This window comes from Pantoea sp. BJFS-204, from assembly GCF_049310725.1.
GTDB lineage: Bacteria > Pseudomonadota > Gammaproteobacteria > Enterobacterales > Enterobacteriaceae > Pantoea > Pantoea agglomerans.
In genome coordinates this window covers 274,659-301,499 of sequence record NZ_JBMOWE010000005.1, presented here as the reverse complement: position 1 = coordinate 301,499, position 26,841 = coordinate 274,659, and the positions used below count along the sequence as shown (strand labels likewise).

At 46.3% G+C, this 26,841-nt stretch carries 21 protein-coding genes, 1 tRNA gene and 2 pseudogenes; 11 read left to right on the top strand and 13 right to left on the bottom strand.

Annotated elements, in window-relative coordinates; translation table 11 throughout:
• Window positions 1-101 precede the first annotated feature (101 nt).
• Window positions 102-794: a helix-turn-helix transcriptional regulator gene (locus ACO6VX_RS16055; RefSeq protein WP_033769578.1), complete on the top strand. Its 693-nt coding sequence runs from the start codon at window positions 102-104 to the stop codon at window positions 792-794.
• A 14-nt stretch (window positions 795-808) separates the two neighbouring features.
• Here the strand turns inward: ACO6VX_RS16055 and ACO6VX_RS16050 are convergent, their stop codons facing one another.
• From ACO6VX_RS16050 to ACO6VX_RS16035, 4 genes and pseudogenes are all read right to left on the bottom strand, one after another.
• Window positions 809-1,447, bottom strand: coding sequence for an acyl-homoserine-lactone synthase (locus tag ACO6VX_RS16050; protein WP_422458210.1), 639 nt, complete (start codon window positions 1,445-1,447; stop codon window positions 809-811).
• A gap of 604 nt (window positions 1,448-2,051) precedes the next feature.
• Window positions 2,052-2,381, bottom strand: a complete 330-nt coding sequence (symE, locus tag ACO6VX_RS16045; RefSeq protein ID WP_422458209.1) for an endoribonuclease SymE — start codon at window positions 2,379-2,381, stop codon at window positions 2,052-2,054.
• A 514-nt stretch (window positions 2,382-2,895) separates the two neighbouring features.
• Complete coding sequence (locus ACO6VX_RS16040) at window positions 2,896-3,219, bottom strand: helix-turn-helix domain-containing protein (protein ID WP_422458208.1); 324 nt, start codon at window positions 3,217-3,219, stop codon at window positions 2,896-2,898.
• Window positions 3,203-3,448 (bottom strand): annotated as a pseudogene (locus ACO6VX_RS16035) (type II toxin-antitoxin system RelE/ParE family toxin); the annotation flags it as partial. The pseudogene ACO6VX_RS16035 and the gene ACO6VX_RS16040, both read right to left, overlap by 17 nt.
• Window positions 3,449-3,651: 203 nt before the next feature.
• Between ACO6VX_RS16035 and ACO6VX_RS16030 the strand changes: the two are divergent.
• The 3 genes from ACO6VX_RS16030 (at window position 3,652) to ACO6VX_RS16020 (ending at window position 5,391) form a co-directional block, all read left to right on the top strand.
• Window positions 3,652-4,704: a hypothetical protein gene (locus tag ACO6VX_RS16030; protein WP_422458207.1), complete on the top strand. Its 1,053-nt coding sequence runs from the start codon at window positions 3,652-3,654 to the stop codon at window positions 4,702-4,704.
• Window positions 4,698-4,973, top strand: coding sequence for a hypothetical protein (locus tag ACO6VX_RS16025; RefSeq protein ID WP_422458206.1), 276 nt, complete (start codon window positions 4,698-4,700; stop codon window positions 4,971-4,973). The genes ACO6VX_RS16030 and ACO6VX_RS16025 overlap by 7 nt, the downstream gene beginning before the upstream one ends.
• A 184-nt stretch (window positions 4,974-5,157) precedes the next feature.
• Window positions 5,158-5,391 carry a MarR family transcriptional regulator gene (locus ACO6VX_RS16020; protein WP_187513739.1) on the top strand — a complete coding sequence of 78 codons (234 nt, stop codon included), beginning with the start codon at window positions 5,158-5,160 and terminating at the stop codon, window positions 5,389-5,391.
• 84 nt (window positions 5,392-5,475) lie between these two features.
• Here ACO6VX_RS16020 and ACO6VX_RS16015 read toward each other — a convergent pair.
• Window positions 5,476-6,076, bottom strand: a pseudogene (locus ACO6VX_RS16015) (integrase core domain-containing protein); the annotation flags it as partial.
• Window positions 6,077-6,495: 419 nt separating this feature from the next.
• Between ACO6VX_RS16015 and dndB the strand changes: the two are divergent.
• From dndB to dndE, 4 genes are read left to right on the top strand one after another with little or no spacing between them, the layout of a single operon-like run.
• Complete coding sequence (dndB, locus tag ACO6VX_RS16010; RefSeq protein ID WP_422458205.1) at window positions 6,496-7,581, top strand: DNA sulfur modification protein DndB; 1,086 nt, start codon at window positions 6,496-6,498, stop codon at window positions 7,579-7,581.
• Complete coding sequence (gene dndC / locus ACO6VX_RS16005; RefSeq protein ID WP_157353459.1) at window positions 7,578-9,212, top strand: DNA phosphorothioation system sulfurtransferase DndC; 1,635 nt, start codon at window positions 7,578-7,580, stop codon at window positions 9,210-9,212. The genes dndB and dndC overlap by 4 nt, the downstream gene beginning before the upstream one ends.
• A complete protein-coding gene (gene dndD, locus ACO6VX_RS16000; RefSeq protein ID WP_187511281.1) occupies window positions 9,202-11,202 on the top strand; it encodes a DNA sulfur modification protein DndD in 2,001 nt (666 codons plus the stop codon). The genes dndC and dndD overlap by 11 nt, the downstream gene beginning before the upstream one ends.
• Window positions 11,202-11,561 carry a DNA sulfur modification protein DndE gene (dndE, locus tag ACO6VX_RS15995; RefSeq protein ID WP_157353461.1) on the top strand — a complete coding sequence of 120 codons (360 nt, stop codon included), beginning with the start codon at window positions 11,202-11,204 and terminating at the stop codon, window positions 11,559-11,561. Before dndD ends, dndE begins: the two co-directional genes overlap by 1 nt.
• A gap of 284 nt (window positions 11,562-11,845) precedes the next feature.
• Here dndE and dptH read toward each other — a convergent pair whose 3' ends face one another.
• The 8 genes from dptH to ACO6VX_RS15955 form a co-directional block, all read right to left on the bottom strand.
• Window positions 11,846-16,894, bottom strand: coding sequence for a DNA phosphorothioation-dependent restriction protein DptH (dptH, locus tag ACO6VX_RS15990; protein ID WP_422458204.1), 5,049 nt, complete (start codon window positions 16,892-16,894; stop codon window positions 11,846-11,848).
• Window positions 16,875-18,230 carry a DNA phosphorothioation-dependent restriction protein DptG gene (gene dptG / locus ACO6VX_RS15985; RefSeq protein WP_129062752.1) on the bottom strand — a complete coding sequence of 452 codons (1,356 nt, stop codon included), beginning with the start codon at window positions 18,228-18,230 and terminating at the stop codon, window positions 16,875-16,877. The genes dptH and dptG overlap by 20 nt, the downstream gene beginning before the upstream one ends.
• A complete protein-coding gene (gene dptF / locus ACO6VX_RS15980) occupies window positions 18,230-19,828 on the bottom strand; it encodes a DNA phosphorothioation-dependent restriction protein DptF (RefSeq protein WP_422458203.1) in 1,599 nt (532 codons plus the stop codon). The genes dptG and dptF overlap by 1 nt, the downstream gene beginning before the upstream one ends.
• Before the next feature lie 126 nt (window positions 19,829-19,954).
• On the bottom strand, window positions 19,955-21,217 hold the full coding sequence (locus tag ACO6VX_RS15975) for a tyrosine-type recombinase/integrase (RefSeq protein ID WP_129062750.1): 1,263 nt from the start codon (window positions 21,215-21,217) through the stop codon (window positions 19,955-19,957).
• A gap of 224 nt (window positions 21,218-21,441) precedes the next feature.
• Window positions 21,442-21,526, bottom strand: a tRNA-Leu gene (locus ACO6VX_RS15970).
• A 122-nt stretch (window positions 21,527-21,648) separates the two neighbouring features.
• Window positions 21,649-22,680 carry a DUF1176 domain-containing protein gene (locus tag ACO6VX_RS15965; RefSeq protein WP_422458223.1) on the bottom strand — a complete coding sequence of 344 codons (1,032 nt, stop codon included), beginning with the start codon at window positions 22,678-22,680 and terminating at the stop codon, window positions 21,649-21,651.
• Between the two features lie 220 nt (window positions 22,681-22,900).
• Window positions 22,901-23,896, bottom strand: a complete 996-nt coding sequence (locus ACO6VX_RS15960; RefSeq protein ID WP_052271154.1) for a YsnF/AvaK domain-containing protein — start codon at window positions 23,894-23,896, stop codon at window positions 22,901-22,903.
• A 16-nt stretch (window positions 23,897-23,912) separates the two neighbouring features.
• Window positions 23,913-24,314 (bottom strand): DUF2382 domain-containing protein, encoded by a 402-nt coding sequence (locus tag ACO6VX_RS15955; RefSeq protein WP_010251609.1) that lies wholly within the window; start codon window positions 24,312-24,314, stop codon window positions 23,913-23,915.
• Window positions 24,315-24,858: 544 nt separating this feature from the next.
• Here ACO6VX_RS15955 and ACO6VX_RS15950 point away from each other — a divergent pair.
• The 3 genes from ACO6VX_RS15950 to ACO6VX_RS15940 all read left to right on the top strand — a co-directional run bounded on the left by ACO6VX_RS15950 (window position 24,859) and on the right by ACO6VX_RS15940 (window position 26,829).
• Window positions 24,859-25,368 (top strand): DUF2501 domain-containing protein, encoded by a 510-nt coding sequence (locus ACO6VX_RS15950; protein WP_191937959.1) that lies wholly within the window; start codon window positions 24,859-24,861, stop codon window positions 25,366-25,368.
• 132 nt (window positions 25,369-25,500) lie between these two features.
• Window positions 25,501-26,136 carry a hypothetical protein gene (locus ACO6VX_RS15945; RefSeq protein ID WP_010251615.1) on the top strand — a complete coding sequence of 212 codons (636 nt, stop codon included), beginning with the start codon at window positions 25,501-25,503 and terminating at the stop codon, window positions 26,134-26,136.
• A gap of 24 nt (window positions 26,137-26,160) precedes the next feature.
• Complete coding sequence (locus tag ACO6VX_RS15940; RefSeq protein WP_010671772.1) at window positions 26,161-26,829, top strand: MarC family NAAT transporter; 669 nt, start codon at window positions 26,161-26,163, stop codon at window positions 26,827-26,829.
• The last annotated feature ends 12 nt before the right edge of the window (window positions 26,830-26,841 follow it).

The window sequence follows — 26,841 nt, the reverse complement described above, 5'->3', positions numbered from 1 at the left end:
GTGATTTGCACTGTCCTTTAACTGGTTTAAAATACGATTAGCAACAGCTAACGAAGCGGATTATACTGGTTTATCCACTCATCCCGGAGGTAGAAACTGACGTGAAGGATACATACTACAACGATACAAGAATCAATTTGTTAATCCAGAATGAACTGAATGCATTCTTTGAGGATTACAAGGGTATTATCTATGCCTACGCCATTATGAACAAGAAAGACCCTTCACAGATGCGTATTATTAATAACAACCCTGAGTGGTTCGACATATACCTTGAAAGAAAATATCAATTTATTGATCCTGTCATTATTCAGAGTTTACGTTGTGTTGAAGATTTTTTTTGGGAAAACAACGTCATTCTGTCAGGCGGCTACAATCTCACGCGAATTTTTAATGAAAGCTTTCAATATAATATTTTCCAGGGACAGACATTCCCTCTGCATGATTACCTGAACAACCTGGCTTTGCTATCCATTATTAGTCAGAAAGATTCTGGTATTGACATGGAAAAAAATCGTTCAAAAATAGTTAGCTTTCTTATTAATTTGCATCAGAAGACGCTTAACTTATACAGTCAACACAATCAGAAAAAGAACGTTTTTTTGTCACCGCGTGAGCGGCAGATACTTAAGTGGGTCGGCGCCGGGAAAACATACGCCGAAGTTGCGGTCATTTTATCTATTGCGGAACGCACCGTAAAATTTCATATGGGCAACGTCATGAAAAAGCTCGGAGTGAATAACGCCACACATGCGGTAAAACTTGGAACGGAGCTCCGGCTGCTGGACAACTGAGTCAACATTACTGGTTAAAGATGGCGTAAATGTCGGGACATCTCACGAAGCCAGCCACTGGCTTTGTCCCTGGTAATAATATCTTCCACGATGCTCATGCTGGCAGGCATGAAAATGTAGTAGATAACTTCCCCTTTTTCAGAAAGGCCTTTCTGAATAACTTCTATTTTCCAGTTCGCATGGCGAAATATTGCATACATGCCGCGACTTGCCACAGCGTACATCCCCCGATAGTTTTTCTTCATGCAATAAAAAATCATTGCAAGGAATAACACTTTACTGGCGGGCAAGCCATGAAGGCCTGCAGAGTCACGTCTATCTTTATCTAAAAACAGCCGGCTAATCTCACAACAGGGGATATCTGTGGGGAGACCACTTATACCCTCGAAATATTCATGAAAAATTTCGCTCATCATCGTCGGCTGCGTCGAATCTATAAACCGTGCACCACATAGCAACTTCCCGTTATGCATGCCCAGCAGGTAAGTTGTATTTTCGTTGTCAAATTGATCCTTTTCCATGCCATCAATGCATTCGACTTTCCAGTCGAGCCTCTCACGAAATGTTTTTCTTCTGAGCCGGTAGAGTTCGGTTGATAATTCTGGCGGAAATTCATCGTAATCACGCAAAAAAAACTCAATAGCAGAATTCATTGATTCATTCCTGATAATCACATATGGGAACTATTACCCCTGTCTTTTAAGACAGCTTTTATTACACCTGCGCAGACCCTATACTTAAAAAAGTACCTGACCACCATGCACTCACCATGCTTAGCGGTCAGGAGGTCAAAGACCAAATCAACACCAGGGAAAACCCACCCGCGATTATCTGATATTTCAGGTACCGGGTACAGAGTGCAATAAGCGCTCAAACGATAATTATATTAAAATACGAAAAACATCAATTAACTATAGTTTAATTATTGCCCTTTATAATTTTAAGGGGCAAGCTTTCCTGTTGCATTGACTAAAGCAACTGTTATCTAATCTGTGATACAGGTTAACCGGGGCTTTCCCCACCTGACACTAATCAGTTGCTGAAGACATCGCCACCAAACTGTTCAGCCGTTATACGAAACCCCTCACTATTATCGTTACAGATACCGCCAGCAGCGAGTAACGGCCGACGTTTTTGATGTTAAGCGTTCCGTAGGTTAAAGAGGCTCGCGAGGATGTAGTCTGAAATTCCCTCGTTCTACTTTACGCGTCCTGACATTTAACCGCTCCCGAAGCGATGTCGGGAGCGGTTTTTCATTCAGGCGACTTTCTGTTTACCGGCAATAACCTGAATAAACTCCTGCACCTGCTTTTGTTTCCGCGCCGACAACTTGCATACCTGGCGCAGCGACTGCATCAGTTCGCTCTCCTGCCGGGCGGTGAGTACGATACAACCTTCCATTACCTTTACATCGACTTTTGTGCCAGTGGCAAAACCGGCAGCTTCCAGCCATTGTCCTTTCATGGTGATGGCGGGTATACGGCTGTAATCCGGATAGCGGCTTGCATAGCTAACGGTTAATTGCCGGTTATCTGCAGGAGAGACTTCTGGTTCAGTCGGTTGTGCAATAGAATGGGCGTCAGTCATGATTACTATTCCTTCTAAATAGTGATTGTGATTAGCGGCGCGGGTGTGTTGGCGCACATCCGCGCCGCGCTAAATACCTGTATATATCATCAGGAAAGAGAAGAAAAGTCCAGCTAAAAACAGAGTGAAATAAGTAAGTTATAAAATCATTTTATTATAAAGCGTAAGGTTTATCTGGCAGGAAATAATAAGAAACACGCCAGAAAAATTGCTCAAGAGCATTAGCCCTGGATATCATAAAATCACCAACAGCTATTTTTCCTGACTCAATAAATAGAGAGTTATCAGGGAGAGTTTAACTTTCTTCCTCATTGTATTCTCCCCAGGTTACTGCACTACTCCTTACAATCTCATATTGTTGCTCATGAGATGGTGTTTCAATACATTTAAGAATTTTCCCGGCCTCAATTTTTCAGTGTATGGCTTAAAGCCGATTTATCCCAATTATCGAGGTTAAAATTGTTGCCGTGATTCAGTCAGGTTTCCATTTAATGCTGCAGCCAGTACAACTCACTCAAACCAATACCTTCAACCCATGCTTCTGCACTACGGTAAGCAATTTCAGCGATAATCCACCTGGACGCTTTACCCCACTTTCCCATTTCTGCACCGTTGACACACTGGTGTTCAGATAGCTGGCAAAAACGGGCTGGCTGACGTTCAGCTTCTCACGCAACGCTTTAATCTCGATGGGTTGCAGCTCATCCACATTGTTGAGGCACGCTTTATCAAAGTTGCGCATCGTTTCCTGCGGGATAGCATCGACGCTTAATAATCGAGAAGCCGCGCTGTGGATGGCCTCAAAGGCAGGACTCTTAAATTTACTTTTTGCAGTCATGGCAAATCTCCACCAGTTCTTTACTCTTAATCAGTGCCGTGATCTTTTCATCGCTAAGAGCAGTATAGTGCTTTGCTAACTCGCGAAATCCGGCCAGCTCGCGATTATCAATATTTGCCATATCCTGTTTGGCATAAAGGAACGTGTAAAACCAGTGCTCCCCACCTTTCGCCAGGATAATGGCGCGATCGCGATTCTGGCTCAGGCGCTTCTTGTAAAAACCACCACCAGGATGATTGGTATTTTTCCTGTATGACCTCTCTGTCAGAGGTGCCAGAAAATAATTTACATTTAATCCCAAAATACCTTTTGATTAGTCGCCTGGATATCGCCAGACACTTCACTCTTCGTAAATGAAGGGATAGTCTTAAACCTCACTCAACATGGGTCGTTTTGTAAGCTGTGTGCAATGGTAGCGCTAATAGGGACATTATGCTTCATCACTATCAGGCAAAATCACTGGATGATATCTACCTTGATGACTTCCCCAACATCATCCACCCGAATACGGCAGCGCATTACCTTGAGGAGACCGCTCGGCCAAATAGAATCATCCGGGAGTGGGATTTACCGGGCAACTATGGTCTTTTTGTCAGCCGATATCGTCAGTTCCACTTTCAGCAGCCCTGGATGGCGTACCGGGACGTGCTGGATGACATTCGATCCGGGAAGGTTGTTTTACTGGGAAATGACGCAATTGGTCATGTCATTACGGGGGTGCAAACATCCTCTGGCAACCTCCGGAATGACCTGCCTTTGTTCCTACACTCCCGGCTTAGCTACCTGATCTCACATCAACTAAAACGCCCGGTATACTACGTTCGCCCGTTAGTGCCCATTCAACATGCTCAGTCTACAAAAGCCATCAACAGTAAAGCAGCGGGTCGGCTTCTGGCCGCTGGGGGCATTTACAACGGCAATATTGAGGGATTCAGGAAGACCGCAGAGCAACTCGGCGGGGATGCACCAGCGGGTTACGAACAGGTCATGGATAACATGGGGTTACTTATCACCGGTGCATCTGTTGCTGCCGGGCTAACAATGGGAAGAATGCGATTTCCTGAGTTAGAGAAACCAGAAGCATTCGGGGCTAAAGGCACATTTACGTCAAGAACATTTGACCCAGAAAAAGCAGGTGGGGCAATAGAGCACCTGACAACAGACGGAATAAAAATCACTCATGAAGGGATCCAAATCGTAGAAAAACACATATCACGGTTTGCTCCCGATCCTGGCAACGACTTTATGGTTTCCAGATTGAAAAAAATTGCAAACGGTGAAATACCTCCTGAAAAAGTAGACTTGAATTACTATACTCATGAGTGTCGAGAATATCAGCGTTACTGTAATTTAGGTTGGGAAACAGGCAGGCCAGCCGATGACATTGAATCTTATGATTTATGGAACAACACGCACACTGCAACTCTCGAAGATTATAGAATAACTGGCGATGACCTTTATCATCCGGATACCCCATCATGGTAAACGACACTGAACTAAACATTCTTAAGCTGTTAGCTTCAAGAAATGACGTAAATTGGAATTGGTATAATCTTGATCGCGCTATGTCAAAGCGAAAAATGGATGGAGTGGGTAATGTTGCACGGCTTATTAGGGGCTTATCCGAAGCGGGATTAGTTGACATAATACCAAGAACCCCAGCAGGTATGGATCACTATCAGATATCAGAGCAAGGCTCTCGACTTCTGGAAGAACTTGATCATCAAGATTTAATCCAGACCGATTTATCATAACAGTCGTTTCAGGAACCGCCTCAGAAGCTCTGTTGGCGGTTCAGCCATTCATTTTTGGTTAATGGCTTGATGAAGTATCTCGCCTTAAAACATTCCGGGAAGGCGTCATTCACAATTGACATAATCTCTCATGATATCAAAGAAATACGTGTTAACCACTACAAAGCTCAACGTCCTGAAAGTCATGGCAGAAAAAGACATAGACTGGACATGGATGATACTGGATCGCACCCTTGCTACACGGGGTATTCCCGGATTTAGCAATGTTGCGACGATAGTAACCAACCTGATGAACGATGGAATGGTAGATACTGTTTATAACGAAACCTCATCAAAACCAAAGTATCGCGTATCTGAGCAAGGACACCAGTTATTGGGACAAATCGGCAAGGCTATAAATCCATCAGATATCCCATGATTTGTGGCTAATTATCATGGGTATGAGACACTCAGACTTTGCTGTACGGGCCTTCTGACCTGCCCCCAGTATTAGATACAACGATCAGTTAGTAATGTCGGTTTGTTTACCTTCTGATTTTCCATTTCTCCAGCCTGCTGCAAATTCAGCTGGAGTCTGGTAATTCAACGATGAATGAGGTCTGGAGACGTTATAGTCCTGCCGCCAGTCATTAATAATTTTCCGGGCATGAAGAACATCGCTGAATCAGTGCTCATTCAGACATTCATCCCGAAAGCGGCCATTGAAACTCTCAATAAATCCATTCTGCGTTGGCTTACCCGGCTGGATAAGTCGCAGCTTTACACCATGCTCAAAAGCCCATTGATCGAGTGCGCGGCAGGTAAATTCCGGGCCCTGATCGGTACTTATCGTTGCCGGATAGCCATGAAAAAGCGCGATGCTGTCCAGAATACAAGCGACCTGAACGCCTGAAATACCGAAAGCGGCGGTGATCGTCAGACACTCCTTCGTGAAATCATCCAGGCAGGTCAGCCACTTAATCCGGCGGCCGCTGGCAAGTGCATCCATGACAAAATCTATCGACCATGTAAGGTTGTTGAAGTGCCATCTCTGTGATGCATAAAGACAGCTGCGCGTCAGCAGCCGGACGCTGAGCCGAATAACGGCAGGTCGACAGGGACAGGTCTGATGCAGGCTGCGTGTGAAATGGTTGTGGCGGAGATAGCGCGGTTTAGTTCAGAGGGGAAAGCGTCGTTGTATCCGTAAGGGGTTGTGTGGAGGCAGAGAGGCTGGGGAAAGTCACTGATGGTGAGCGTCTTTTTTTGGGTTGGGGAGAGTTTATTTTGAACTTGCAAGGCATATCAGGACAAGAGGAAACAGTTTTAGATGAGATGGTTAAATGAGCGAGTAAAACGCTCCTAAAACGTTAAGCTTACGATTTAGGTTTTCAGATAAGTTTTTGAATTAAATAGAATTATACCCCGCACCAAATTCAGGGAAAAACGCCAAAAAAAGTGAAACTGCTACGTAAAAAAAGATGACAAAAGACTATAAAACGTTTATTTTTACGTAAAATGAATATTACTTCTAGGTAACCTCTGTATGGCGAAATTCGACACTGACTATTGCTACTCTTTCCCCGCTGTCAGAGGAATCCAGGCAGGCAGACCGTTTTATATTGCTACCTGCCCAATGCGTATAATCCCCAAAATTTTTAGTTTTGACGAAAATGAAGTACCACCTGAGTTGCGCGCACAAAGAACGTTAAACAAAGCCCGTATACCTGAAATGGTCCGCTACTTACTTGAAAATCCAAGTGATTATGTTTTTTCAGCTCTAACTGCTTCCATTGCAGTAGATGTGCAGTTCGATGAGTATTCGGGTTCCAATAACTTAGGGACTTTGCGGGTGCCCATGGAGGCACAAATTTTAATCAATGATGGGCAGCATCGCAGGAAAGCGATAGAAGACGCACTGGATGCAAGGCCTGAGTTGGGACAAGATAATATTCCCGTATTATTTTTTGTAGATGAAGGGCTTAAACGCAGTCAGCAAATGTTTGCTGATTTGAACAAATATGCCATCAGGCCAAGCCCTTCTCTTGCTACACTTTACGACCACAGAGATATCAGTTCGAACTTATCACGGTATCTGGCTATGAATATCGAGCCTTTTATCGGACTAACTGAAATGGAAAAATCCAGCATCAGTAAGTTTTCAAACAAACTCTTCACCTTAAGCAGCATCAAGCAAGCTACGCGTTCTCTGCTGGGAAAAGAACCTAAAGCCAATGATGTTGAGCAGTGTTCTGACCTTGCGGCCCTCTACTGGCAGGCGATATTTCAGGTCATGCCAGACTGGCAATTAGCTGCCAAAAAAGAGGTATCTCCTGCTCAACTTCGCCAGGAGTATGTTCATGCACACGGCATAGGTCTTCAGGCTCTGGGTTTACTGGGTCACTGCCTGCTCTCAGAGCACCCTGACTCATGGCAAAAAATAATTTGTGAGCTTAGAGAGTTCGACTGGCGTAAAAGCAGCCCAGAGCTTACCAAACGTGCAATGCAACATGGTAAACTCAGTAAGACGACGGCATCTATCCAGCTTACCTGCAATGCTCTTAAAATCGCCTTATCGCTCCCCCTTTCAAATGAAGAACAAGAGCTCGAAGCTCAAATGGTTATCTCATGAGTAAACTAATTCAGGCCCACGATCTGGCCGATTACGAAGATTTTATCAACCAGGAAAATTTTGCCGGGCGGCCCCTGGCAGAATACGTATCTGAAGTACAACGTATCTATTGTGCCGATAAGCGTCCATGGGTGATTGGTTACAGCGGGGGTAAAGATTCCAGCGCTGTTATTACTTTGGTATATCTTGCACTACTGGGACTACCGCCCGCTATGCGGCAGAAAGATGTGTTTCTTGTTTCGTCCGACACATTGGTAGAGACACCAGTCGTAGTGGATTTGATCAAGAAGACCATGCAACGAATCGAAGCCGGTGCTAAACGCGCTGGGCTTCCAATCACTCAGCATGCTGTCATGCCAAAGACCCACGAAACCTTCTGGGTCAATCTGCTAGGTAAAGGTTATCCGGCCCCTACCCGTAGTTTCCGCTGGTGTACTGAGCGCATGAAAATCAACCCGGTAAGCGATTTTATTAAAGATAAAGTCAGCCAGTTTGATGAAGTCATCGTTGTACTTGGATCACGTAGCAGCGAAAGCGCATCCCGCGCGCAGGTCATAGCCAAACACAAAATTGATGGTACCCGCCTGGCGAGGCATACCACTCTTGCAAATGCATTTATCTATACCCCTATCGATACCTGGGACACTGAAGACGTCTGGAAATTACTCAGAGGTGCATTCCGTTATTCTCCAGATGATATTGATGAGTGGGAAAACCCATGGGGTGGTAACAACCGTCCATTGTGGACACTGTACATGGACTCTTCAGCACAAGGCGAATGTCCACTCGTTATCGATGACAGTACGCCATCTTGCGGTAGTTCACGCTTTGGATGCTGGACATGTACCGTGGTTACAAAAGATAAAGCAATGGAAAGCCTGATCCAGAATGGTGAAGTCTGGATGTCTCCATTACTGAAGTATCGCGATCTTCTGGCGTTCACCACTGATCCAGCAAATAAAGACACTTACCGTAACTATAAGCGCCGTAGCGGCAAGGTCAGTTATCAATACGCCAAAGATGGCGAGGAAATAAGTGCTGAACGTAAGCATGTTCCAGGACCTTACTGGATGAAGTATCGTCAGCAATGGTTGAAAGATTTACTGGAAATTGAGCGAGATATGAATGCTCAGGGCCACACCATCACGCTTATCACTGAACCTGAACTACATGCTATTCGCCAGGAATGGTTAAAAGATCCGAATGAGCCCGATTGGTATGATGCCCTGCCGGGTATCTATCGGGAGGTCTACCAAAAAGATTTGGATTGGGTTGTAGACGACCAGTCAAGATTTGATGCCAGTGATGCTGACTTGCTAATGCAGATATCTCAAGGGTTTGATGTTGAACCTGAGATGGTCATGAAGTTAATCGAACTGGAAGTATCGATGGAAGGCCTGAGCCGACGTCAGGGGATCTTTGACAAGTTAGGCACCATCCTGAGACAGGACTGGGGCAGTCTTGAAGAAATTAAGCTGCAACAAGAAGCATTACAGAAACGAAACGATCGGGATATACATCAGGGCGAAGTCGCTCAGTTAGAAGCCGAACTCCAGATATTGCAGCGCAGAATTGCCGAAGTAAGTGACTCGTCTCTGCTTACCAGTGAGGAAAAAGAACATGTTAATTAAACAGCTGGTTTTGCAAAACTTTAGAGTCTTCAGAGGAGAGCACGTTATTGAATTGGCGCCAAGGAAACGCCAAAACAATTCTAATCCTCGTCCAATAGTTTTATTTGGTGGACTAAACGGGGCTGGGAAAACATCCATTCTATCGGCTATCCGAATTGCCTTATACGGCAGACTTGCGTTTGGTTCCTCAACCCAACAGCAAGAATATGTTGAAGAGCTTAGTGCATTAATTCATAACGGCTCCACTTCTGGAGAAGATCCGAGTGAAGCATCTATCGAGCTCAGCTTTACTTATAACAAAGGTGGTTATGAAGCTGAATTCACCGTTACACGTTCCTGGAAAAAAGGTAAAAAAGATCAGCTCTCGCTTCAGCAAGATGGCCAACCTCTGAATGAGCTGGATTATGATCAGTGCCAGGGATTCCTGAATGAATTAATTCCACATGGAATTGCAGATTTGTTCTTCTTCGACGGCGAAAAAATTGCAGAACTTGCTGAAGACGATTCAGGAAATATTCTACGCACAGCGGTAAGACGCTTGTTAGGTTTAGATCTCATTTCGAAACTTCGAAATGATTTGATGATATTTGTCAAGCGTCAACAATCAAGCCAGTTAGAGGTTTCAAAACAGCAAAAGCTTTCTGATCTTGAAGAACAGGCTAAAAATTTTTCTTTCCTGGCGGAGCAGATTTTAGAAAAAGCTGATTTTACAAAAATGCGCATCGATTTGCTGACGAAAGAAATCATGCGATATGAATCCCTTCTCAATGCAGAAGGTGGTGCTTTTGCCCAGACTAAAACACAAGAAAAACAGAAAGTTGATACGCTTTTAAAAGAAAAAGAGCGCCTTGAAAAAGCCTTGCGCCATGAGTGCGATGGCTCATTGCCATATGCTTTAGCACCTAAAACTTTAAGCCGTTTGCTGGAACAAATTAATAAAGAGATGCAAATCAAGCAAGCGAGCAGTTTTGAAAAAGAATTGAATCAATTCCTCGTACAGCTAAAAAATGATATCTCATTCCGTTCAGGTACTACAGGTCTTATTGCTGCCGAAGCGATTGAAGATAATCTAAAAGATTTCCTGGCTAGTAAACCTAAAGGGGAATTATTGTTTGACATCTCGGAACGGGAAGCTGGGATGATTGAACAGTCCATCGAGCAAGATAGTAAGAAATCCTGGGAACGTTTTGATCTCTATCGTACCCAATTAGCAGAAGTTGAAGAGCAACTTGAGCAAGCGGCAGCAAACATCGCTCGTGCACCCGAAGATGATCAGCTCATAGATATATTTGAAAAACTTCGAGAGCTTGACCGGCAACGCGAGAGTAAACGCCAGGAGTATCGCCTGCTTCTGGAAGAAGCAAAGCAAACTAAACAACAGCAGCTTGAATGTGCTCGCCAGATACAAAAAACTCATGACCTGGCTCGTAATCAGCATAACTCCGATAGTGCATTTAATAATGCGCAGGAAACGATCAACCTGCTTGATCGATATAGTGAACTTTTAACAAAAGCCAGGGTGAAAACGCTGTCAGTCAATTTTGGCGATGCTTATCGCAAATTAGCTCGTAAAGAGGATTTACAGCTCAATGCACATATCAATCCTGAAACGTTTGATGTGGAATTGATCGATGAAAAAGGCACAGTAATAAATCGTAAGCTTCTTTCCGCTGGTGAAAAACAAATCTATGCAATAGCAATACTTGAAGCTCTGGCGAAAACATCTGGTCGTGATTTGCCAGTGATTATAGATACGCCACTGGGCCGTTTAGATTCTCAGCATAGAGATAAATTGATTAATTATTACTTCCCGTTTGCTAGTCATCAGGTAGTGCTGCTATCAACAGATACAGAAGTCGATGAGCGATATTTTGTCGATCAATTGCGAGATGACATCTCTCATGCTTATGAAATCGTTTTTAATGCGAACACTAAGTCATCAACTTTAAAACCGGGATATTTCTGGGAATTAACTAAGGAGGCAATTTGATGCTCCCTAACAGAATGCAGCTCAGTCGCCAGACTGAAGAACAGCTTAAAAAGTTAAAGGGATATACTGGAATTACGCCCAATGTCGCTGCTCGACTGGCATTTTTCCGTTCGGTAGAGAGCGAGTTCCGTTATTCGCCTGAGCGGGATACCAAGAAGCTGGATGGCTCGCTGGTACTGGATAAAATTACGTGGCTGGGGGAGACATTACAGACTACAGAATTGGTGTTGAAGATGCTTTATCCACAGATGACGCAGAAGGATATGATTAAAGCCTGGGCAGCACATGTTGAGGATGGGATTGCGGGGTTAAGAAACTATCGCTCGGTAAAAGATTTTGTATATGGAGTATACAAATAATGGAAAATAATAAGTCGATATTCACCGCATCTTTGCTAACAAAGCATGAAAATGGCACACTAACAACGGTAATCTGTATTAGTCGCGACTTGATCTGACATATGGTAATCCCCCCGAAAAATCGATGCAGGCATAAGTAGAATTTTCTCCTAACCTGAATGCAGGGGGGATTACCAGTGCATATAACAACATCAAAGGATTATGAGGGGCCCTTTAGTCCCCTCGCCGCCAGCACGAAATTAACTAAATTTTTCAGAAAGCTACGATCCATAGACCTACCAGGCTCAACCCTTAGAATTGTTCAGGCGGGATAACATGGAGGAAACCTTCACTTTCTTAACACTCATCTTCAACTGACCGTTATCCAAATGGTAGCCAACTGATAAACACTGCCCTTTGGATAGGTCTCCTAGTTGCTTTTCCCACTCAGCCTGCTTTGTACCTGGCATGCTCAGTTCAAGAATTTTCGCGTACGTCTTTGTCTCTGTTTTTGCTGGTGCAAAAATCAGCTTGTGACACGCCTGGAATAAACGATCTTGCTCATCTTTACGCAGCATACTTAGCGTTTGAGTCGCCAGAATTAGGGATACCCCAAACTTGCGTCCTTCCGTTAACATTTTGCCCAATGGGCTCTCCAGGCGATGATCGAGGTTCTGCACTTCATCCAATACAATAGGAATCGGTTTTTCCTTACTACCGTAACTACATGCGTAGGAGTATAGATCCCAAAGTAAAAACTCAGTACAAAGCATTGAAATATCGTGGTTAAGCGACGCAAGTTGCATAATTGTCGAGCGGTGATGTTCACTCTCAAACACATCATTCCAACTTTTATCACTGTCAGATGAAAACAAGTTAGACTTAACAAGAGGAGCCAGCTTGCTTGCAAGTGCTGGTCCTGCAGTTTCTTCCTCGTTTAGGTCATCCAACATATTCTGTAAGCTATAAGCACTACCATATCGTTGGACACCAGATTCAATCACTTCATTGAGCACTGCGATCTGGCGCTCGCCAATTGTCGAATATACCTTGTTAAAAACAGAGGCTACCCTTCCAGCCACCATATGAGGCTTCTCTTCGAGAAAAATCCCGCCAAAATCTTGCTTTTGAGCTCTAAATGGAGACATACCAAATGGCTCATTACAAAGAATATTGGATTTAGGATTTGTTCGTTCAATAAACTCCGGCTCAAGGTGATTCGGCAAGAATCCGTTTGTATAATCAATCACCAGCGACCGAATTTGAGCATCGGCCAAGCTCATCAACAAACCTTGTATACAGTAGGTCTTACCCTGCCCTGAGCTACCAAAAATGATCAGGTGACGGTTTGCTAAATCCTTGTGCCCGTACTCCCAGAAAACTTTTTCGCCGGTAAGCGTATTCTGACCAATTTCAACTCGGCATTCACTCGCATAATCTGGAGTTGGCTCTGCAGCTAACTTTGACGGCTCCTCTGTTTGGAGGTTCGGTTTTAAATCCTCTGGCTTTTCGACCACAACGTCTAATGGAACGAGCGACTCTCTTTTTTTCAAAGCTGTCTGCCCCACCAACATATACTCCGCCGGCACATGGCAGATCTGTGCGATGTCCTTTTCGTTCATTAATACTTGAAGCGGGTGTTGCACCAGTGAAGGCAGCAAAGACATAGGAAGGTCAACCTTCAACACGCCATCCTGCATGTTATAGCCAGGTTCGAAACAGCTTCCGCTTTCAAGGTGGCTAACCACTAGACCTGCTGGATAGTTCTCAAGCTCCGCAATCGCGTATTTACCGCGCAGCCACTCTTCTTTCTCTGCCAGCAGGGCTTCGAAATAGTCATTGCTGAATACGTTGTACAGACGGTATTTGTCGATTTGCATCAACACTTGGCGCATAAACAAGCCTCGGTATAGCTTCGACGCCAGTGTCTCGTCGCTCAAAAGCTCTGTTAGATAGCGGCGAAGCTCATTCGCTTGCTGTACTGCTTTTTTGTAGTCTGGCGTGGAGCCTGCTTTCACTTCGACAGGAAGCAAATAAAGGTTACCCTCTTTAAAGCCCACCAGCAGTATATCATCTGAAATCGCGCCTTTTTTATATCTCTGCACATTGCGTGAGAAGTCACTGTCGGTCATTTTCAGGCCGATGTTACCCGACACGCGGATCATTTCACCAACTGAGAGCGGAACCCAGGTGATATCAGATTGGTGCACCAGACACGTCGCAAATTTATAGGCGCCGATAATGCCAGTTCGCTCTTTGCGAATGGTGTCGTTGCAAGTCAACATCTTCAGTAGCCAATCACCATTGAAGGCATTGAACTCGTTAATGTGCTTGCCGCCACTTTGTGCAACCACCCTTTCGAACAAACCACGCTGTGCCGTCACGGTTATCGCATCGTAGCTGGCTGAGCTGGTGTACTGATCAGAATAATGAATAAGCACGATACATTGATTGGCGTGGAAGAAGTCTAGCGTCACTTTCGGGTCGATGATGGTGGTCCAAATCGAGCTGTCATAAGAGCGCGCTAGCAGAGATTTAAAGTCTTCACTGACCGCAAGAGCAGGAGCATTGGCCCCCGTGTATTGTGTGCTGGGCTTAAATGCTGGTTCTATTAACGAGCCAACATACTTCGCTATTTCCAAGTGTGGTTGGTTACTATATTGAACGTTTTGCAAACCAAATGCAGTGAAGTATGAGCCTTCATCACTTTTAGAAGCGTCGCCCGTCAGCAGACCATCACACGCAATACCACTAGGCATGTCGTCAACGCTCAAGGTCGTTAACTTCACGTTGTCGTTGTTTCTGAAAAAAGACAGGTGCGAGTAGGCTTGCCCTTCGCGTTCACTTTGAGCATTGGTAAACTTGCTGTAAGTTAGCCGGGTTCGCAGAATATCGATAATGGTGTCGGCATTTTCTCGCACTTTCTCTCGGTCCAATTCCAACCAAGACTTTAATTCTTCGTAATTGAACGTTTCTGCAAACTGGTCAAATGCATTGAAAACCAGCTCATCATCGTAGAGGTTGACATGAATTGATGCCGCTTTATCGAGGTTATCTTTTACATAGTCAACCAAACCGAGGAATAACTCTTCTGCACGATCTTGATTCACGGCATTCACCAACACACTCTTCTCTGAGCCGGTAAACAAGTGGCGAAACGCTTTTTGGAACTCGTTGATCTTTTCTTTAACCAGCTTGCGAACGAACTTCAGACAACTTTTCTGGTGAGGGACACTTTTAACCCAAAACCCGTTTTCTGTTACTTGCTGGTTGTAGGCAAACCCATGCTTGGGATGATAGACATACGGAAGCAGTCCACTTGGCCCCAAGCGATTGAACGTGACAGTTGGCAAGTCAGCAAAGCTGTCATCTTTTTGCATTTCATTACAAAGATTTAAGTAGTAAGCCAACACCATTGGGTGGAATGGCGAGTAATATTCTTCACCATTCTCGCGAACCAAACCGATTTGCATCACAAGCTTTTGCTCTTTGGTAAGCATGCCACCAGTTGGGATCGCGTTGAAATAATCAAGGAATGCATCCACGGTCGCTTTCACGAGTGCCGTAAATATAGGCCCCCACGAAACCAACGAAATAGTTGTTCGTCGGCTCGCTAGATAGTCAAACAGTGCTTGGTATGCTGAGTGAAGACCGTCATCAATAGACCTTAACTGTTCCAACGCCATGCTGTTGGATTCCGCTAGGTAGACTTGCTTTTGCTGAACGAAACACTCTTCCCAACGAAGTAGGCTAATGCGCGGCTCCATGACGCGAAATTCACTATGATCGATCACGACAACGTCTTTACTCGGATAAAGCTCGCCAAACACGTGATCGTCAAACAATTTGTGGAAGCGAGATTGGTTAAGCAGCAATGGGAAGGACAGGCTGCTTTCTACCTGTTCACCCTCAATATAAAATGTCAGGGAATTATCACCTGATTTCACCACAAAGCTGATTTCTTCTGACTCGTTGGCCAAAGATTCAAAATCGACAACACCAAATTCTGCGCGGTCAACCACTTCACCGACATCATCTAGTCTTCGGTTTGCAGTTAGCGCCGGGTTAATAACCAAGCTGCTGTCTACCGTTTTCAAGGTAAGGCGTTTTTTTGAAGGCTCAACGGCGAAAATGTTTTTGAATGCCTCGAGGTGAAACTCGCCTTTTCTGACAACCAAGCAACGGAAGTTATGGTGTTCAGAGGTATTGTCACGCTTCAATGCTAGCGTGAAAAACAAAGGCTCATTGGCATAACTAGCTGCTAGAGTAGCGTTTGCCCCTTTACTAGTTAGGCGCGTGCTGATGACTTCTTGTTTGCCAAGTGCATTCGCTGGCGAGACTTTAAACTGCTCTTTTCTTAAATCGCTGATGCCAGAAAAGCTCAGTTTAAGTTCAAACTCACTTTGCCCTTCTTCCAGTGCAATAATCAAGTGACGGTCACGCAATCCTGCTTTAGTTTCTTTTGGGTAGCGACCAATCACTTGCGCATTATTGGTCTCGTCTTCACCTTCATGCTTAAGGTTCTGAATCTTATTCCTTTTGATCTCTTCTCGATAAGTTTCAAACTCCACATCTTTCCAACCATCGTCAGAAAAATGTTCTTTGATAAACCTACTACTAAAGCCTTTCAGCCTTTCTTCGAGTTGCTGACCAAAATGCTCTACTTCAAACGACAACTCTTGGTAAAGCGTACGGTTTTCTTCTAGGCGCTGTTTGATCTGTTTTTTATTGCCCGATAACTCAGCAACAAAAGGATCCTCAAACATGCCTAGCTCGCTGAAACACAGCTCGCCATCCTCAACTGCCTTGTATAAAGACTCGAAACCGAACATGGTCGCACCATCTTCCAAAATCGCGTCAAATTGGTCGTCCAAAAGGCAAAGCGAAACGTCTCGAGATTTGTCAGATTGCTCAATAAAGCCACTAAGAGCGAATTTGATTTTCCCTGGACTCCACACCTGGCCAGACTGGCCAAGATCTTCCGCCGAGTTGATGAGAGTATCTAGGCGACTATTGTGAATCACCACCAGTGCACAGCCCTTCAACGGACCTTCCTGGCTTGCTATTTCGTCACGCAAATTAGAGATGTAGTTTTCGGTAAAGCCCGTTTCACACGCATCTTCGCTATGAAGCACTGGCACCACTTTGCAGTCTTCTAGGTCTAAATAGCTCAGCGCTACACCATTGCGAGCTTCGCTCTCTCCTCCTTTTCGCGCTAAGAGCGCATCGAAAAGTCGCTGACTATTAGCATGGTCAGGAGAGTTAAACTGGTAGCGATAGCCTGCGCGGATGTTTCCTTTCGCGTGCAGTAAAAACTGCTCAACCAGAAACGATTCAAATTGTTTTGCGCACATACACTGCATCTCCACTATCACTCATGCGTTCAACGTTGCCAATTCGCTCATAGAACTTAATAAGCTCTTGTTCTGTATGCTTATCAACAAAAATCCCCCTTTGCTGTAAGCCAATTATCAGCTCATGGAAGCGAAGCTTTTCTTCCTTACCCACCACCAGGTTAGTAAGCAAAATAATGTGGTCTTGAGTGAGTACTAACACCCGACCAGAGCGACCACGAGCTTGCACGAAGCCAGTAGCCATGTTTTCTTCAACCGCTTTAATATATTTTTTGATAGTCCCCGGACGGTCGGTTTTAGGGTCTCTGAACTGTTCTTCAGCAAGCTTCAAAGCATATTCCAACCAATCAATTGCGGTTTCTGCTTTTTCAGGTATTGCTGTTTCAAGTTTTCTGTTGTGGCGAAACATTTTTGCGTAATTTTCAATATACCCAGCTAGATCACTCCGCTCTGAACTCTTAATATCCTTTGCCAATTGCCACAAAGGTTTTTTTAATTTTTCTGGGTTTGGTTGAAGATTTTCCAGCATAGAGAGGAAGGGAAACAGCTTGAAAGACGATTCGCTAAAAAGCTTGTAACCGTGCTTTTTGATATGGATACGTTCACTGCTGGCGCGCTCATGATCCATGATGAAATACAGCGGTTTCGCGGTTGGGGCTTCACCTGTTTTCCAATCCGACAACGATAGGCTTAATTGAGCCGTGTAAGCAAAGCCATAAAATGCCAAGAAACGCTCGAACTCATCCAACAGGTATTTCGGATAACCAGTTAAAAACTCGAGGTCACGTTTAAACGCCTCTGCTATATAGGGCAAATATGGTGACTCGGTCACTTGGAAGTCCTTGTCACGATCTGACTTTGTTTTGTCTAAAAGCGTTTTAAGAAACTCCTCTTCGAGGAAATTCAAGTTAGATTCAAATCGTTCAATTTGCTGTCCTTGAAGTAAGTTAATAAACAAGGATGCCATTCGCATGTCGCGCGTGTACTTGTTATCTTGACTCTTCTGGCTCTTAAACAACAGAAACTCAGGGGTTACCGAGAATATATTTTCATTAGTGAAATACATATCTTCAAGTACACTCCAAAATTCCTCTTCACCCAATTTGTTTTGTAAGTTGTTTTTGCAATCCGCAGTAAAATCTTGGTAATTGTACTTTCCTATTTTTTTACAAAGTAATCCACGCAGGACTAAGCCCACGACTGATGACCAGTCAAAATCATTGCCTTGCGTACGAATGGGAATGTAACTGCTCAACGTATTCTTATTTTGGAACTTATCAGCTACCGTTTGTGGCAAACCGGCCTTTATCGGTAATGTGAAATTATCGGTCGTCATTAGTGCATACCACTCACTTCAAAATAGTCACTTTCTTCTTTCACGATTTTGTAGCGCTTATCACCCTTGAGAATAAAAAAGGTCTCTTTTTGCTTAGCTACTGTCAGTATCTGTTCCAATGCTTCATCAAGTAACAAAACAGCATTTTTGTCGTGCTTGTTAGGGCGATACCCCTGCCCAATCTTGACCAAAATCTCAAGTAGTTTGACGCTAATTGGCATTGGCTTAAGCGATTGTTCATCGACTTTCAGATACACATTGAAGGTGCCTATTTTTTCGAGTGTACTGTTTTGTATTGCTGAAAAATCGGCCTTAACTTCAAGAGACACCGCCGTTTTGTAGCCATTAAGCTCAGAAACTAAATACTCGTCTTTGTCGAGTGTTGGGGCATGACGATTACAATAGCGGTGAAGCGCTGCGATCAGCGTTTCTTTGTAGAAACTGCCAAGCAGTTTGCGCATCTTTCCTGAACCATCGAAATCACGATGTCGCATCCAGACAGATGCATAGGTTTCTACCAGATTGTTTGTGAACTCGTTTTGGATAGGCGTTACAAACTCATTGCTGAGCTCTTTGTCACCCCGAAGCAAATAGAAAAGGCGAAGAAAAGACGTTGCTTTGGTTACCTCGTAAAAACCAAGCTCGTTAATTTTAGATCTAAACGCATTGAAACGCTCATCTTCAATGCCCAGCTCATGCTGAAGCACAAACTCATCGACGGTGCGCGTGTGCAGATTACTTGGGTCAAAACCCTGTATACGGGATAACAGCTCGTTATCACTGCCTGCAAACAAGTTGTCGAACAAGTAGCCATCCGCCGCGAGCAACTGGAAAATGAAATCCAGTAACGCTCGGGCCGTGAGGAACTGATCTTTGATAAGACGGGCTTTGAGTAATAAGCCGATCAGAGATTCCTGAACTGAAGGGCGACTCAGCAGCGCATAGTTTGCCGTCAGGCGAGTATGACCTAGAGATTTGAGCTCTTTGTCATAAAGCGCATAGAAAGGATTCTCAAGCGTTTGTGCTGTCAATCTTTTTAGAAATTTTTCTGCAAAGTCTGATGCACAGCCCTCAGCATTGAAGGTGAATTTTGGATAGTCTTCAAAATCCAAGAATACGTACTGCTTTGGAATTGCTGATCGCTTACGAGAGAGAAAGTCTCTGAGCACCTTTTTGATGTCGCTATGCTCTTTGGAACCTTCTTCTGCATAATTGCCGAGCATACCAACGTTAATACCCACAACAAGTGGTTTATGACTTTGCTTGAACTGGGTGAATCTTTGATCAAGAGCTTGAATGGCTGTCTGGCTTGGATTGAAGCTGTGAGTCGCATCCAAATGGAAGTCATGAGTCACTTTGTGCTTTTGGCTGTACTGCGTCAAGATCTCAGACTTGCCATCACCACTACTTCCGCATAGGAAGATGACTTGATTGGACTTAGCAGATAGGAGTGCTTTTTTAAAATCCGCTTCTATATCTGTCGTGATGTATATGTATCTCTTGAATCCAACGAGGTGATCTTGATAGTGCTCTCTCTCGGTACTAACCGCATACGGAGAAGACTTTGAGAGAATGCTGAGAGCTTGTGCAAATTTCAACGGTCATTATTCCTTGAAATAATCAATAGGTTAAATATTACTAAAAAATGCACTGTATTACTGTGATTTCAATACGAATATAGAGTGTCATCATAATGGACAAAAATCGATGAAAGAGACTGTAATTTAAATTGTGTATCTGCCTGTTTTTGATATGTTCCTCCTGTGACCTGCTCCCCGGTTTATCTTCGCATAGTCAAACGGCGTAATCCCTTTCTCCCGGTTCGCATCCAGAAAATCAGCCCACCACTGCAACATCAACTTGCGCTCATCCAGATGTTCCGCTTTATGGATATACGCCGCCCGCACCGAATTGCGTTCCATATGGCTCATCTGCCTTTCAACCGCGTCCTTCGACCATAGCCCTGACTCAATTAACGAACTACAGGCCATTGTACGAAAGCCGTGACCGCAAACCTCAGCTTTAGTGTCGTAACCCATAACCCGTAGGGCACTGTTAACCGTGTTTTCACTCATGGGTTTACGCGGGTCGTGATCGCCAATGAAAATCAGCTCGTGCTCCCCACAAAACTGTTTTATCTGTTTCAGGATCGCCAATGCCTGCTTAGAAAGCGGAACCAGATGCGGTGTGCGCATTTTTGAACCGCGATGAGAATGTTTCACTCCAGGAATAGGCTCTCGTTCCGGCGGGATTGTCCACATTGACGTTTTAAAATCTATCTCTGACCAGCGAGCAAAACGCAGCTCACTGGAGCGAATAAAGATAAGCAAAGTAAGCTCTGTTGCCCTGCGGGTTAGCGGCCTGCCGGTATAGCCATCTATTTTCTCAAGTAACTCAGGGATGCGCTTTAACTCCAGTGCCGGACGATGTTGCCTGTTTCCAGAAGCAACTGCCCCAGCCATCTCCTGAGCGGGGTTATAATCAATCAATCCACTCTGCACAGCATAACGCATGATTGCTGTGGTTCGCTGTTGAAGACGGGCAGCAACCTCAAGACGTCCAGACATCTCCACGGCTTTAATAGGTGCTAATAAATCGCGAGTCTTTAATTCCGTGATATTACGCTCCCCGAGCTCTGCGAAGAGATTATTTTCCAGGCTTTTTAGCACACGATGGGCATGATCTTCAGACCACTTTTTATTGGTGCTATGCCACTCAATCGCCACCTCTTTAAAAGTATGGGCTTTTCTCTGCTCAACCTTATCACTTTTCTTTTTGTCTCCTGGATCGACGCCATTCGCCAACAGCTTACACGCTTCGTCGCGGCGTGATCTAGCATCCGCCAATGTGATTTCAGGATATACCCCAAGTGCCAGCATCTTTTGCTTGCCGTCAAAACGGTACTGCAAACGCCAGTACTTAGAACCATTAGGATGGACGAGAAGATGCATACCGTTGCCATCGGTCAGCTTATATTGCTTATCCATTGGCTTGGCTGTTCTGACTTTGATATCTGTTAAGCCATGCTTATCCCCTCCCTGTTGGTACAAGCATTATCGAATCGGAAATACCATCATCTGTACCAACAGGTGTTGGTAAATGTACGTTGAAGTTGGTTGGCCTTGAGAGAGTTAATATAGCGGGAATGATGGGTAAATACTGAATTTCAGGCACAAAAAAAGACGTCCGTTGACGTCTATTGATGTTCCGATGGTGCCGAAGGCCGGAATCGAACCGGCACGCCTCGCGGCGGTTGATTTTGAATCAACTGCGTCTACCGATTTCGCCACTTCGGCACTGAAGGGTATGCGGAAAACGTTGAGGATTATACCGTTACCCCCTGTTTCCGCAACCCTTATCAGCAGGCGAATGTGCAACTGCTGAAAAAACCGTCTCTTGGGTTCTCAGGTTCACCTGCTTAACCCGAAACAGGCTTCACATCCGTTACCAGCGTGGGCAGATCCCAGGTGCCGCCCGCATGGATATAACGGCACATACCGGTCCCGCCGTCATAGCTTTTGCGGAAAGCCTGACCATCCCATACCCAGCTTTCCTGGCTCATACAGTCACCGATCCCCCGGCCTTTCTGCACATTGGTAATCTCGCCCTTGTCATAATCAGACCCGGAAATCGTCACGAGCACTGGCGTGCCTTTGAGTTGGTTATCAATGACCCAGTAACCATATCCTTCGTTATAAGCCGCTCGCCAGCAGAGTGCTGAAAGCAAAACGTGTGTGTCATCCAGTGGCGTAAGCGTGAGTCCGTCAGTTTCCGGATCGCTGTTTTCTGCAGGTGAATACAGGCTGTCGCACGTGTCATCGTCATTATGATTGACCGTTGCAAGCAGTCGGGTTTTCAGCGCGTCCATTTCCGAGGCGGTCAGCAAACGGGGTTCGCCGCTGAGGGTTTTTGCCGCCTGAATAACCGGTGCGGGCACAGCCTTAGCCACGCTGCTTTCCGTTTTATTGCCCTTTTTGGTGAGCGCACCTGGCGTGCCGATACGGCCCTGCACGTCGTCCGCTTTCAGCAGCACGGCATAAGCACCTTCGCCGGAAAGCAGGAAAGGCTTTGTGCCGCCTTTAAATTCGACTTTACCGCTGCCTTTGACGGCACTGATTACCGCGGAGGTCTGGCTGGCAGACAGCCGCCAGTTATCATCAGCCGCCACCAGATCGCCTGCTGATTTCCCGTCGATCCACAGCGTCAGTTTTTCCGCCGGCGTGCTGTCATCTTCGGTATCACCCAGCGTAACTTCTCCCACGGTCTCCGTTCCAGGTCCAGCGGCACGGGTGAGCAGGATCGAGCCAGACGGATCCTCTTCTTTGGCATAACCTGCAATGCGGCAGGTCAGGGTGTTATCACAGACAACTTCCCAGTCTTTGTGCTCAAGCGTTTTTCCGCTCTGGGCGGCCTGGGCCGACAGGGAGAACGCCGCCAGCACGAAAAGCATCGGTTTACAGTTCACTTTATTCCCTTATGTTTTATTCCTGCCTGGCCTGCGCAGATATTTCCTGATTATACCGAAGAAGATATGACGCCGTTGTCCGTTTTTTACTGCCCCACACACGCAAAAGAGCCAACCTCACGGTTGGCCCCTTCTTGCATCATGCATGCTCAGCATCGGGCATCAGCGGTGCCCATTAGCGCCTGTTGTTGTCAGGATAAGCGCCTCAATGCGAGTGGTCGTGCAGTTTGTTCCCGACCTTATCCTTCACTTCGCTGGCTTTTTCACTCACCTTCTCAGTCAGGCTCTCTTTGTGGTCACGGTTATGTGCACCTGGTGACTGCGTGCCTGCTGCGGCGGTCGCAGGTTTTACCCCTGCGGTCGTACCCGGAAGTTCGCGCTCCAGACCACCTCGTGCATGGTCGATATCCACTTCCTGACGACGCACCGTGTCGTTAATGGTCTCGGTACGATCGCTGCCGTCGGTACGCACCACCACTTCTTCTTTCACGTGGGTCGTTTTGTTGATCACCGGCTGCTCATGGGTCTCAGCGACCTCGACGGTTTTCTCGGACCAGTCCACTTCACCAGCCAGCGCGGGTTCATTCACCGAACGGCGGAAGATGTCAGCGTGCTGCTCATGCAGCGAGATATCTTCAGATACGGTATCGGTCACGGTATAGCGGCGTACGCGGGTGGAGCCTTCGCTCACCAGACGTTTACCTACTTCCACCTGCTCTTCGGCAAGACGCAGAATGTCAGCTTCGCTCTCATCACCGGTCAGTGAGGTGCGTCGCGGTTCAACCTGGCGGTCGTTGGTCTCACCGGCAAACTGCTTGCCTGCCGTCGTCGGGTTGATGCCCGGCGCGGTGGTGCCATTCTCAACTGAGCTTTGCATACGTGACGGAACGTCCACCGAGTCATGAGAATGGAGAATGGTCATGGCGCGAGCCAGCTTCTCCTCTTCGGTGCGGATGGTCAGCACTACGCCGCCCTTGTCCATCGCTCTGGTGTAAACATCGGCCTGCTCTTTATCAACGGAGTGACCAAACAGACGCTGCCAGATGCTTGGATGGCGGATAGAGTGTCCTTCCTCCTGTAAACGTTCTCCACTGATAAGACTGATGTCCCGATCAGAAAAGCCTGCTTTCACGAGATTTCTTTTCGCGGCCTCTGCCTGATTTGCAGAATCGAACAGTGTTACGATTTTTTCATGTGCCATGATAGGTTCCTCTCTGTTAGCTAATTTGATCGTCATCTCTTTCAACGTTCACCTGCTGCTCACGTCGGGTCACCACCTCCTGAAAAGGAACATTCTCCTGCACTTTTCGGATGTGGATCTCCTCTTTAAGCACCAGCTTTCTGACGATTTGGATTTCTTCCTCTACTACCGGGACAATCAGTACACCGTTCTCTTCCCTGATTTCGGGCATCGTTTCAACGGGTTGCGCTTTCGCTACATGCTCAACCTCAACCTTCTCCCGGTTAAGCAGTGTACTGATGACCTCGTCATGCTCAGTTGTGGAACGGGTAACACGGACATGTCCATCCACAATCTTTTGCTTCGTCAGGGCTATTTGCTCTTCAGCGAGTTTAAGCGTGACCTCTGCATTATTATTGTGCTCTGGCTGTCCAGCCATAATATCGCTCCCGTTAAATTAAATATCTGCCACAACTGCCTGACACAGTGATTAAGCATGAACACTCTGGCTGATTTCGCAAGCCAGAATAATAAAAAATCCTGCCAACTTAATTTAATTACGGCACAGAAAATCACATCAACAAGCAGTGGTACGGCTTAAATCACCGCTACGCTAAAAATAAAAATTAACTAAAATACATGAAGTTATATAAATTTAATTCCTCAGGTAAATATTACCAACCCAGACGCAAGCGCTTAGAAAACACGCTATAAGCAAAGCGGTAAGTTTAATTTAAACCAGGACAATTCCTGATAAACATGGTGAGGATATTAAATAATGTTTCAGCGGGATGTGCTTATTACTGCCTTCAGAAAATCACTTCACAGAATAATAACCCCCACAAGCATCTGAATATTTTATCGCTCTTATTACAGAAGATTCCCAAAGTGCTATTTAAGACGCTATTTATAAAAGGAAGTCAGGAACTTTCTGCCCGTCAGCCTTTCTTAGGAAAACTGAATAAGCACATACCGAGGTTGAAATGAAGCAAGCACAACGCAGTGCGTGGGGATGGGGACTGGCGGCACTTCTGGTCGCAGGCAGTGCATCAGCGGCAAGCTGGCAGGATCAGCTGAGCAGTGCAGCGTCACAGCTCAGCCAGCAGAACAACGGCAGCACCACCGGCACCACGCAGCAGAATAGCGGCATGTCGCTTTCTACCATTACCAGCATGCTGGGTGGCGGCGATAAAGCGGTCAGCGCCAACAGCATGACCAACGCCGCCGGTGTGATGCAGTACTGTGTCGAACATAACGTGGTGAAAAACAATGTGCAGTCGGTCAAAGACCAGGTGCTGAGCAAGCTCGGTCTGAACACCACCACTGCGCAGGAACAGAAAACCGATTACACCCAGGGCGTGGCCGGTCTGCTGAATACCGGTAACGGCCAGCAGTTGAATCTGCAAAGCCTGAGCAACTCGCCGATGGGTGAGAAGCTGAAAACCAAAGCCTGTGACGTGGTGCTGAAGCAGGGCAAAAACTTTATCTCCTGATCTCCTTCCCTTCTCTCTCCCCTCTCTGCTCTGAGGGGAGCGTTAAACGCCCCCCATGCTGTGACGCCTGACATTCCCTTAACCTGGGGTTGAGCGCTATAGTGTTGTTTTGATTTCTACAGGACAGCACGCATGAAAGGCATCAACATCGCACTTTACTTCGACCCCGATCAGATTCAGGCCTGCGTTCACGAACAGGACGACAGCTATGTCACCAAAAAATTCGAGTATGACGATGGCGTGATTGAAGAGATCTACCAGTGGCTGGAGCAGTACGAACCCAAACGTACTCACATCTGCGTGATTGAAAACGAAACCGCCGAGCTGCTGGCCGATGAACTGGTCGACAGCGGCTTTCGCGTCCACCAGGTCACCATGCATCAGCTGCTGAGCTGGTTCGCCACCGAGCCGCCATCCACGCCAGACGGCACGCCGATGCGCGCCATGCTGCGTTTCCTGGAAGATGAACATCCGCGTGAATATGAGTCGCGCACGCCGCAGACCGAAGCGCTGATGGAGATGTTCGACGAGCTGGACGCGCTGGAGATGGTGGATGACGCCGACGACGAAGACGCGCTGCCAGGCGATCTGCTGCGCGCCATGAAGAAGCACAAAATCACCGCCAGCGCCGCGGCCCAGCGTCTGCTGCCGGACATCAACGAGCGTATCCGCGAGCATCTGATGCAGTATCCCGAATTGATGACGCCTGAAATCCTGCAGGACTTCTTTCCGGAACTGCTCGAGGCGCTGGAGCGTCCGAAGCACTAATCACCACGGAAAAGGCGATTTGTCATGCTGGAGTTAATTAAAGCAGTCAGCCTGGGGCTGGTGGTGATCCTGCCGCTCGCCAATCCACTCACCACCGTGGCGCTGTTCCTGGGGCTGGCGGGTGAGATGAACTTCCAGGAGCGCAACCGACAGGCGCGCCAGGCTTCAATCTATGTCTTCGCCATCATGATGGTGGCGTGGTATGCGGGCAGCGCGGTGCTGAATACCTTCGGCATCTCCATTCCTGGCCTGCGCATGGCGGGCGGCCTGATCGTCGCTTTTATCGGTTTTCGGATGCTGTTCCCGGCTAAACCTGCCGGCCATTCTGTCGAAGCAAAGCAGAAACTGGATGAGCTGGATGAAGCCAAAGAGCCGGTGAATATCGCCTTTGTGCCGCTGGCGATGCCGAGCACGGCGGGGCCGGGTACCATTGCGATGATCATCTCTTCCGCCTCGACGGTAAGAAGCGGCGTCGACTTTCCGGCCTGGGTCATCACCGTCGCGCCAGTGCTAATCTTCCTGCTGGTGAGTCTGATCCTGTGGATTTCACTGCGCAGTTCGGGTGCCATCATGAAGCTGGTGGGTAAAAGTGGCATTGAGGCGATATCGCGCCTGATGGGATTTTTACTGGTCTGTATGGGCGTGCAGTTTATCATTAACGGCGTGCTGGAAGTGGTGCGCACCTTTCACTAATCCGGGATTTCC

Bases quoted from the DNA above. Each gene is read 5' to 3' on its own strand.
- ACO6VX_RS16050 (WP_422458210.1), bottom strand. From the start codon at position 1,447: ATGAATTCTGCTATTGAGTTTTTTTTGCGTGATTACGATGAATTTCCG.
- symE (WP_422458209.1), bottom strand. From the start codon at position 2,381: ATGACTGACGCCCATTCTATTGCACAACCGACTGAACCAGAAGTCTCT.
- ACO6VX_RS16040 (WP_422458208.1), bottom strand. From the start codon at position 3,219: ATGACTGCAAAAAGTAAATTTAAGAGTCCTGCCTTTGAGGCCATCCAC.
- ACO6VX_RS16030 (WP_422458207.1), top strand. From the start codon at position 3,652: ATGCTTCATCACTATCAGGCAAAATCACTGGATGATATCTACCTTGAT.
- ACO6VX_RS16025 (WP_422458206.1), top strand. From the start codon at position 4,698: ATGGTAAACGACACTGAACTAAACATTCTTAAGCTGTTAGCTTCAAGA.
- ACO6VX_RS16020 (WP_187513739.1), top strand. From the start codon at position 5,158: ATGGCAGAAAAAGACATAGACTGGACATGGATGATACTGGATCGCACC.
- dndB (WP_422458205.1), top strand. From the start codon at position 6,496: ATGGCGAAATTCGACACTGACTATTGCTACTCTTTCCCCGCTGTCAGA.
- dndC (WP_157353459.1), top strand. From the start codon at position 7,578: ATGAGTAAACTAATTCAGGCCCACGATCTGGCCGATTACGAAGATTTT.
- dndD (WP_187511281.1), top strand. From the start codon at position 9,202: ATGTTAATTAAACAGCTGGTTTTGCAAAACTTTAGAGTCTTCAGAGGA.
- dndE (WP_157353461.1), top strand. From the start codon at position 11,202: ATGCTCCCTAACAGAATGCAGCTCAGTCGCCAGACTGAAGAACAGCTT.
- dptH (WP_422458204.1), bottom strand. From the start codon at position 16,894: ATGTGCGCAAAACAATTTGAATCGTTTCTGGTTGAGCAGTTTTTACTG.
- dptG (WP_129062752.1), bottom strand. From the start codon at position 18,230: ATGACGACCGATAATTTCACATTACCGATAAAGGCCGGTTTGCCACAA.
- ACO6VX_RS15975 (WP_129062750.1), bottom strand. From the start codon at position 21,217: ATGGATAAGCAATATAAGCTGACCGATGGCAACGGTATGCATCTTCTC.
- ACO6VX_RS15965 (WP_422458223.1), bottom strand. From the start codon at position 22,680: ATGCTTTTCGTGCTGGCGGCGTTCTCCCTGTCGGCCCAGGCCGCCCAG.
- ACO6VX_RS15960 (WP_052271154.1), bottom strand. From the start codon at position 23,896: ATGGCACATGAAAAAATCGTAACACTGTTCGATTCTGCAAATCAGGCA.
- ACO6VX_RS15955 (WP_010251609.1), bottom strand. From the start codon at position 24,314: ATGGCTGGACAGCCAGAGCACAATAATAATGCAGAGGTCACGCTTAAA.
- ACO6VX_RS15950 (WP_191937959.1), top strand. From the start codon at position 24,859: ATGAAGCAAGCACAACGCAGTGCGTGGGGATGGGGACTGGCGGCACTT.
- ACO6VX_RS15945 (WP_010251615.1), top strand. From the start codon at position 25,501: ATGAAAGGCATCAACATCGCACTTTACTTCGACCCCGATCAGATTCAG.
- ACO6VX_RS15940 (WP_010671772.1), top strand. From the start codon at position 26,161: ATGCTGGAGTTAATTAAAGCAGTCAGCCTGGGGCTGGTGGTGATCCTG.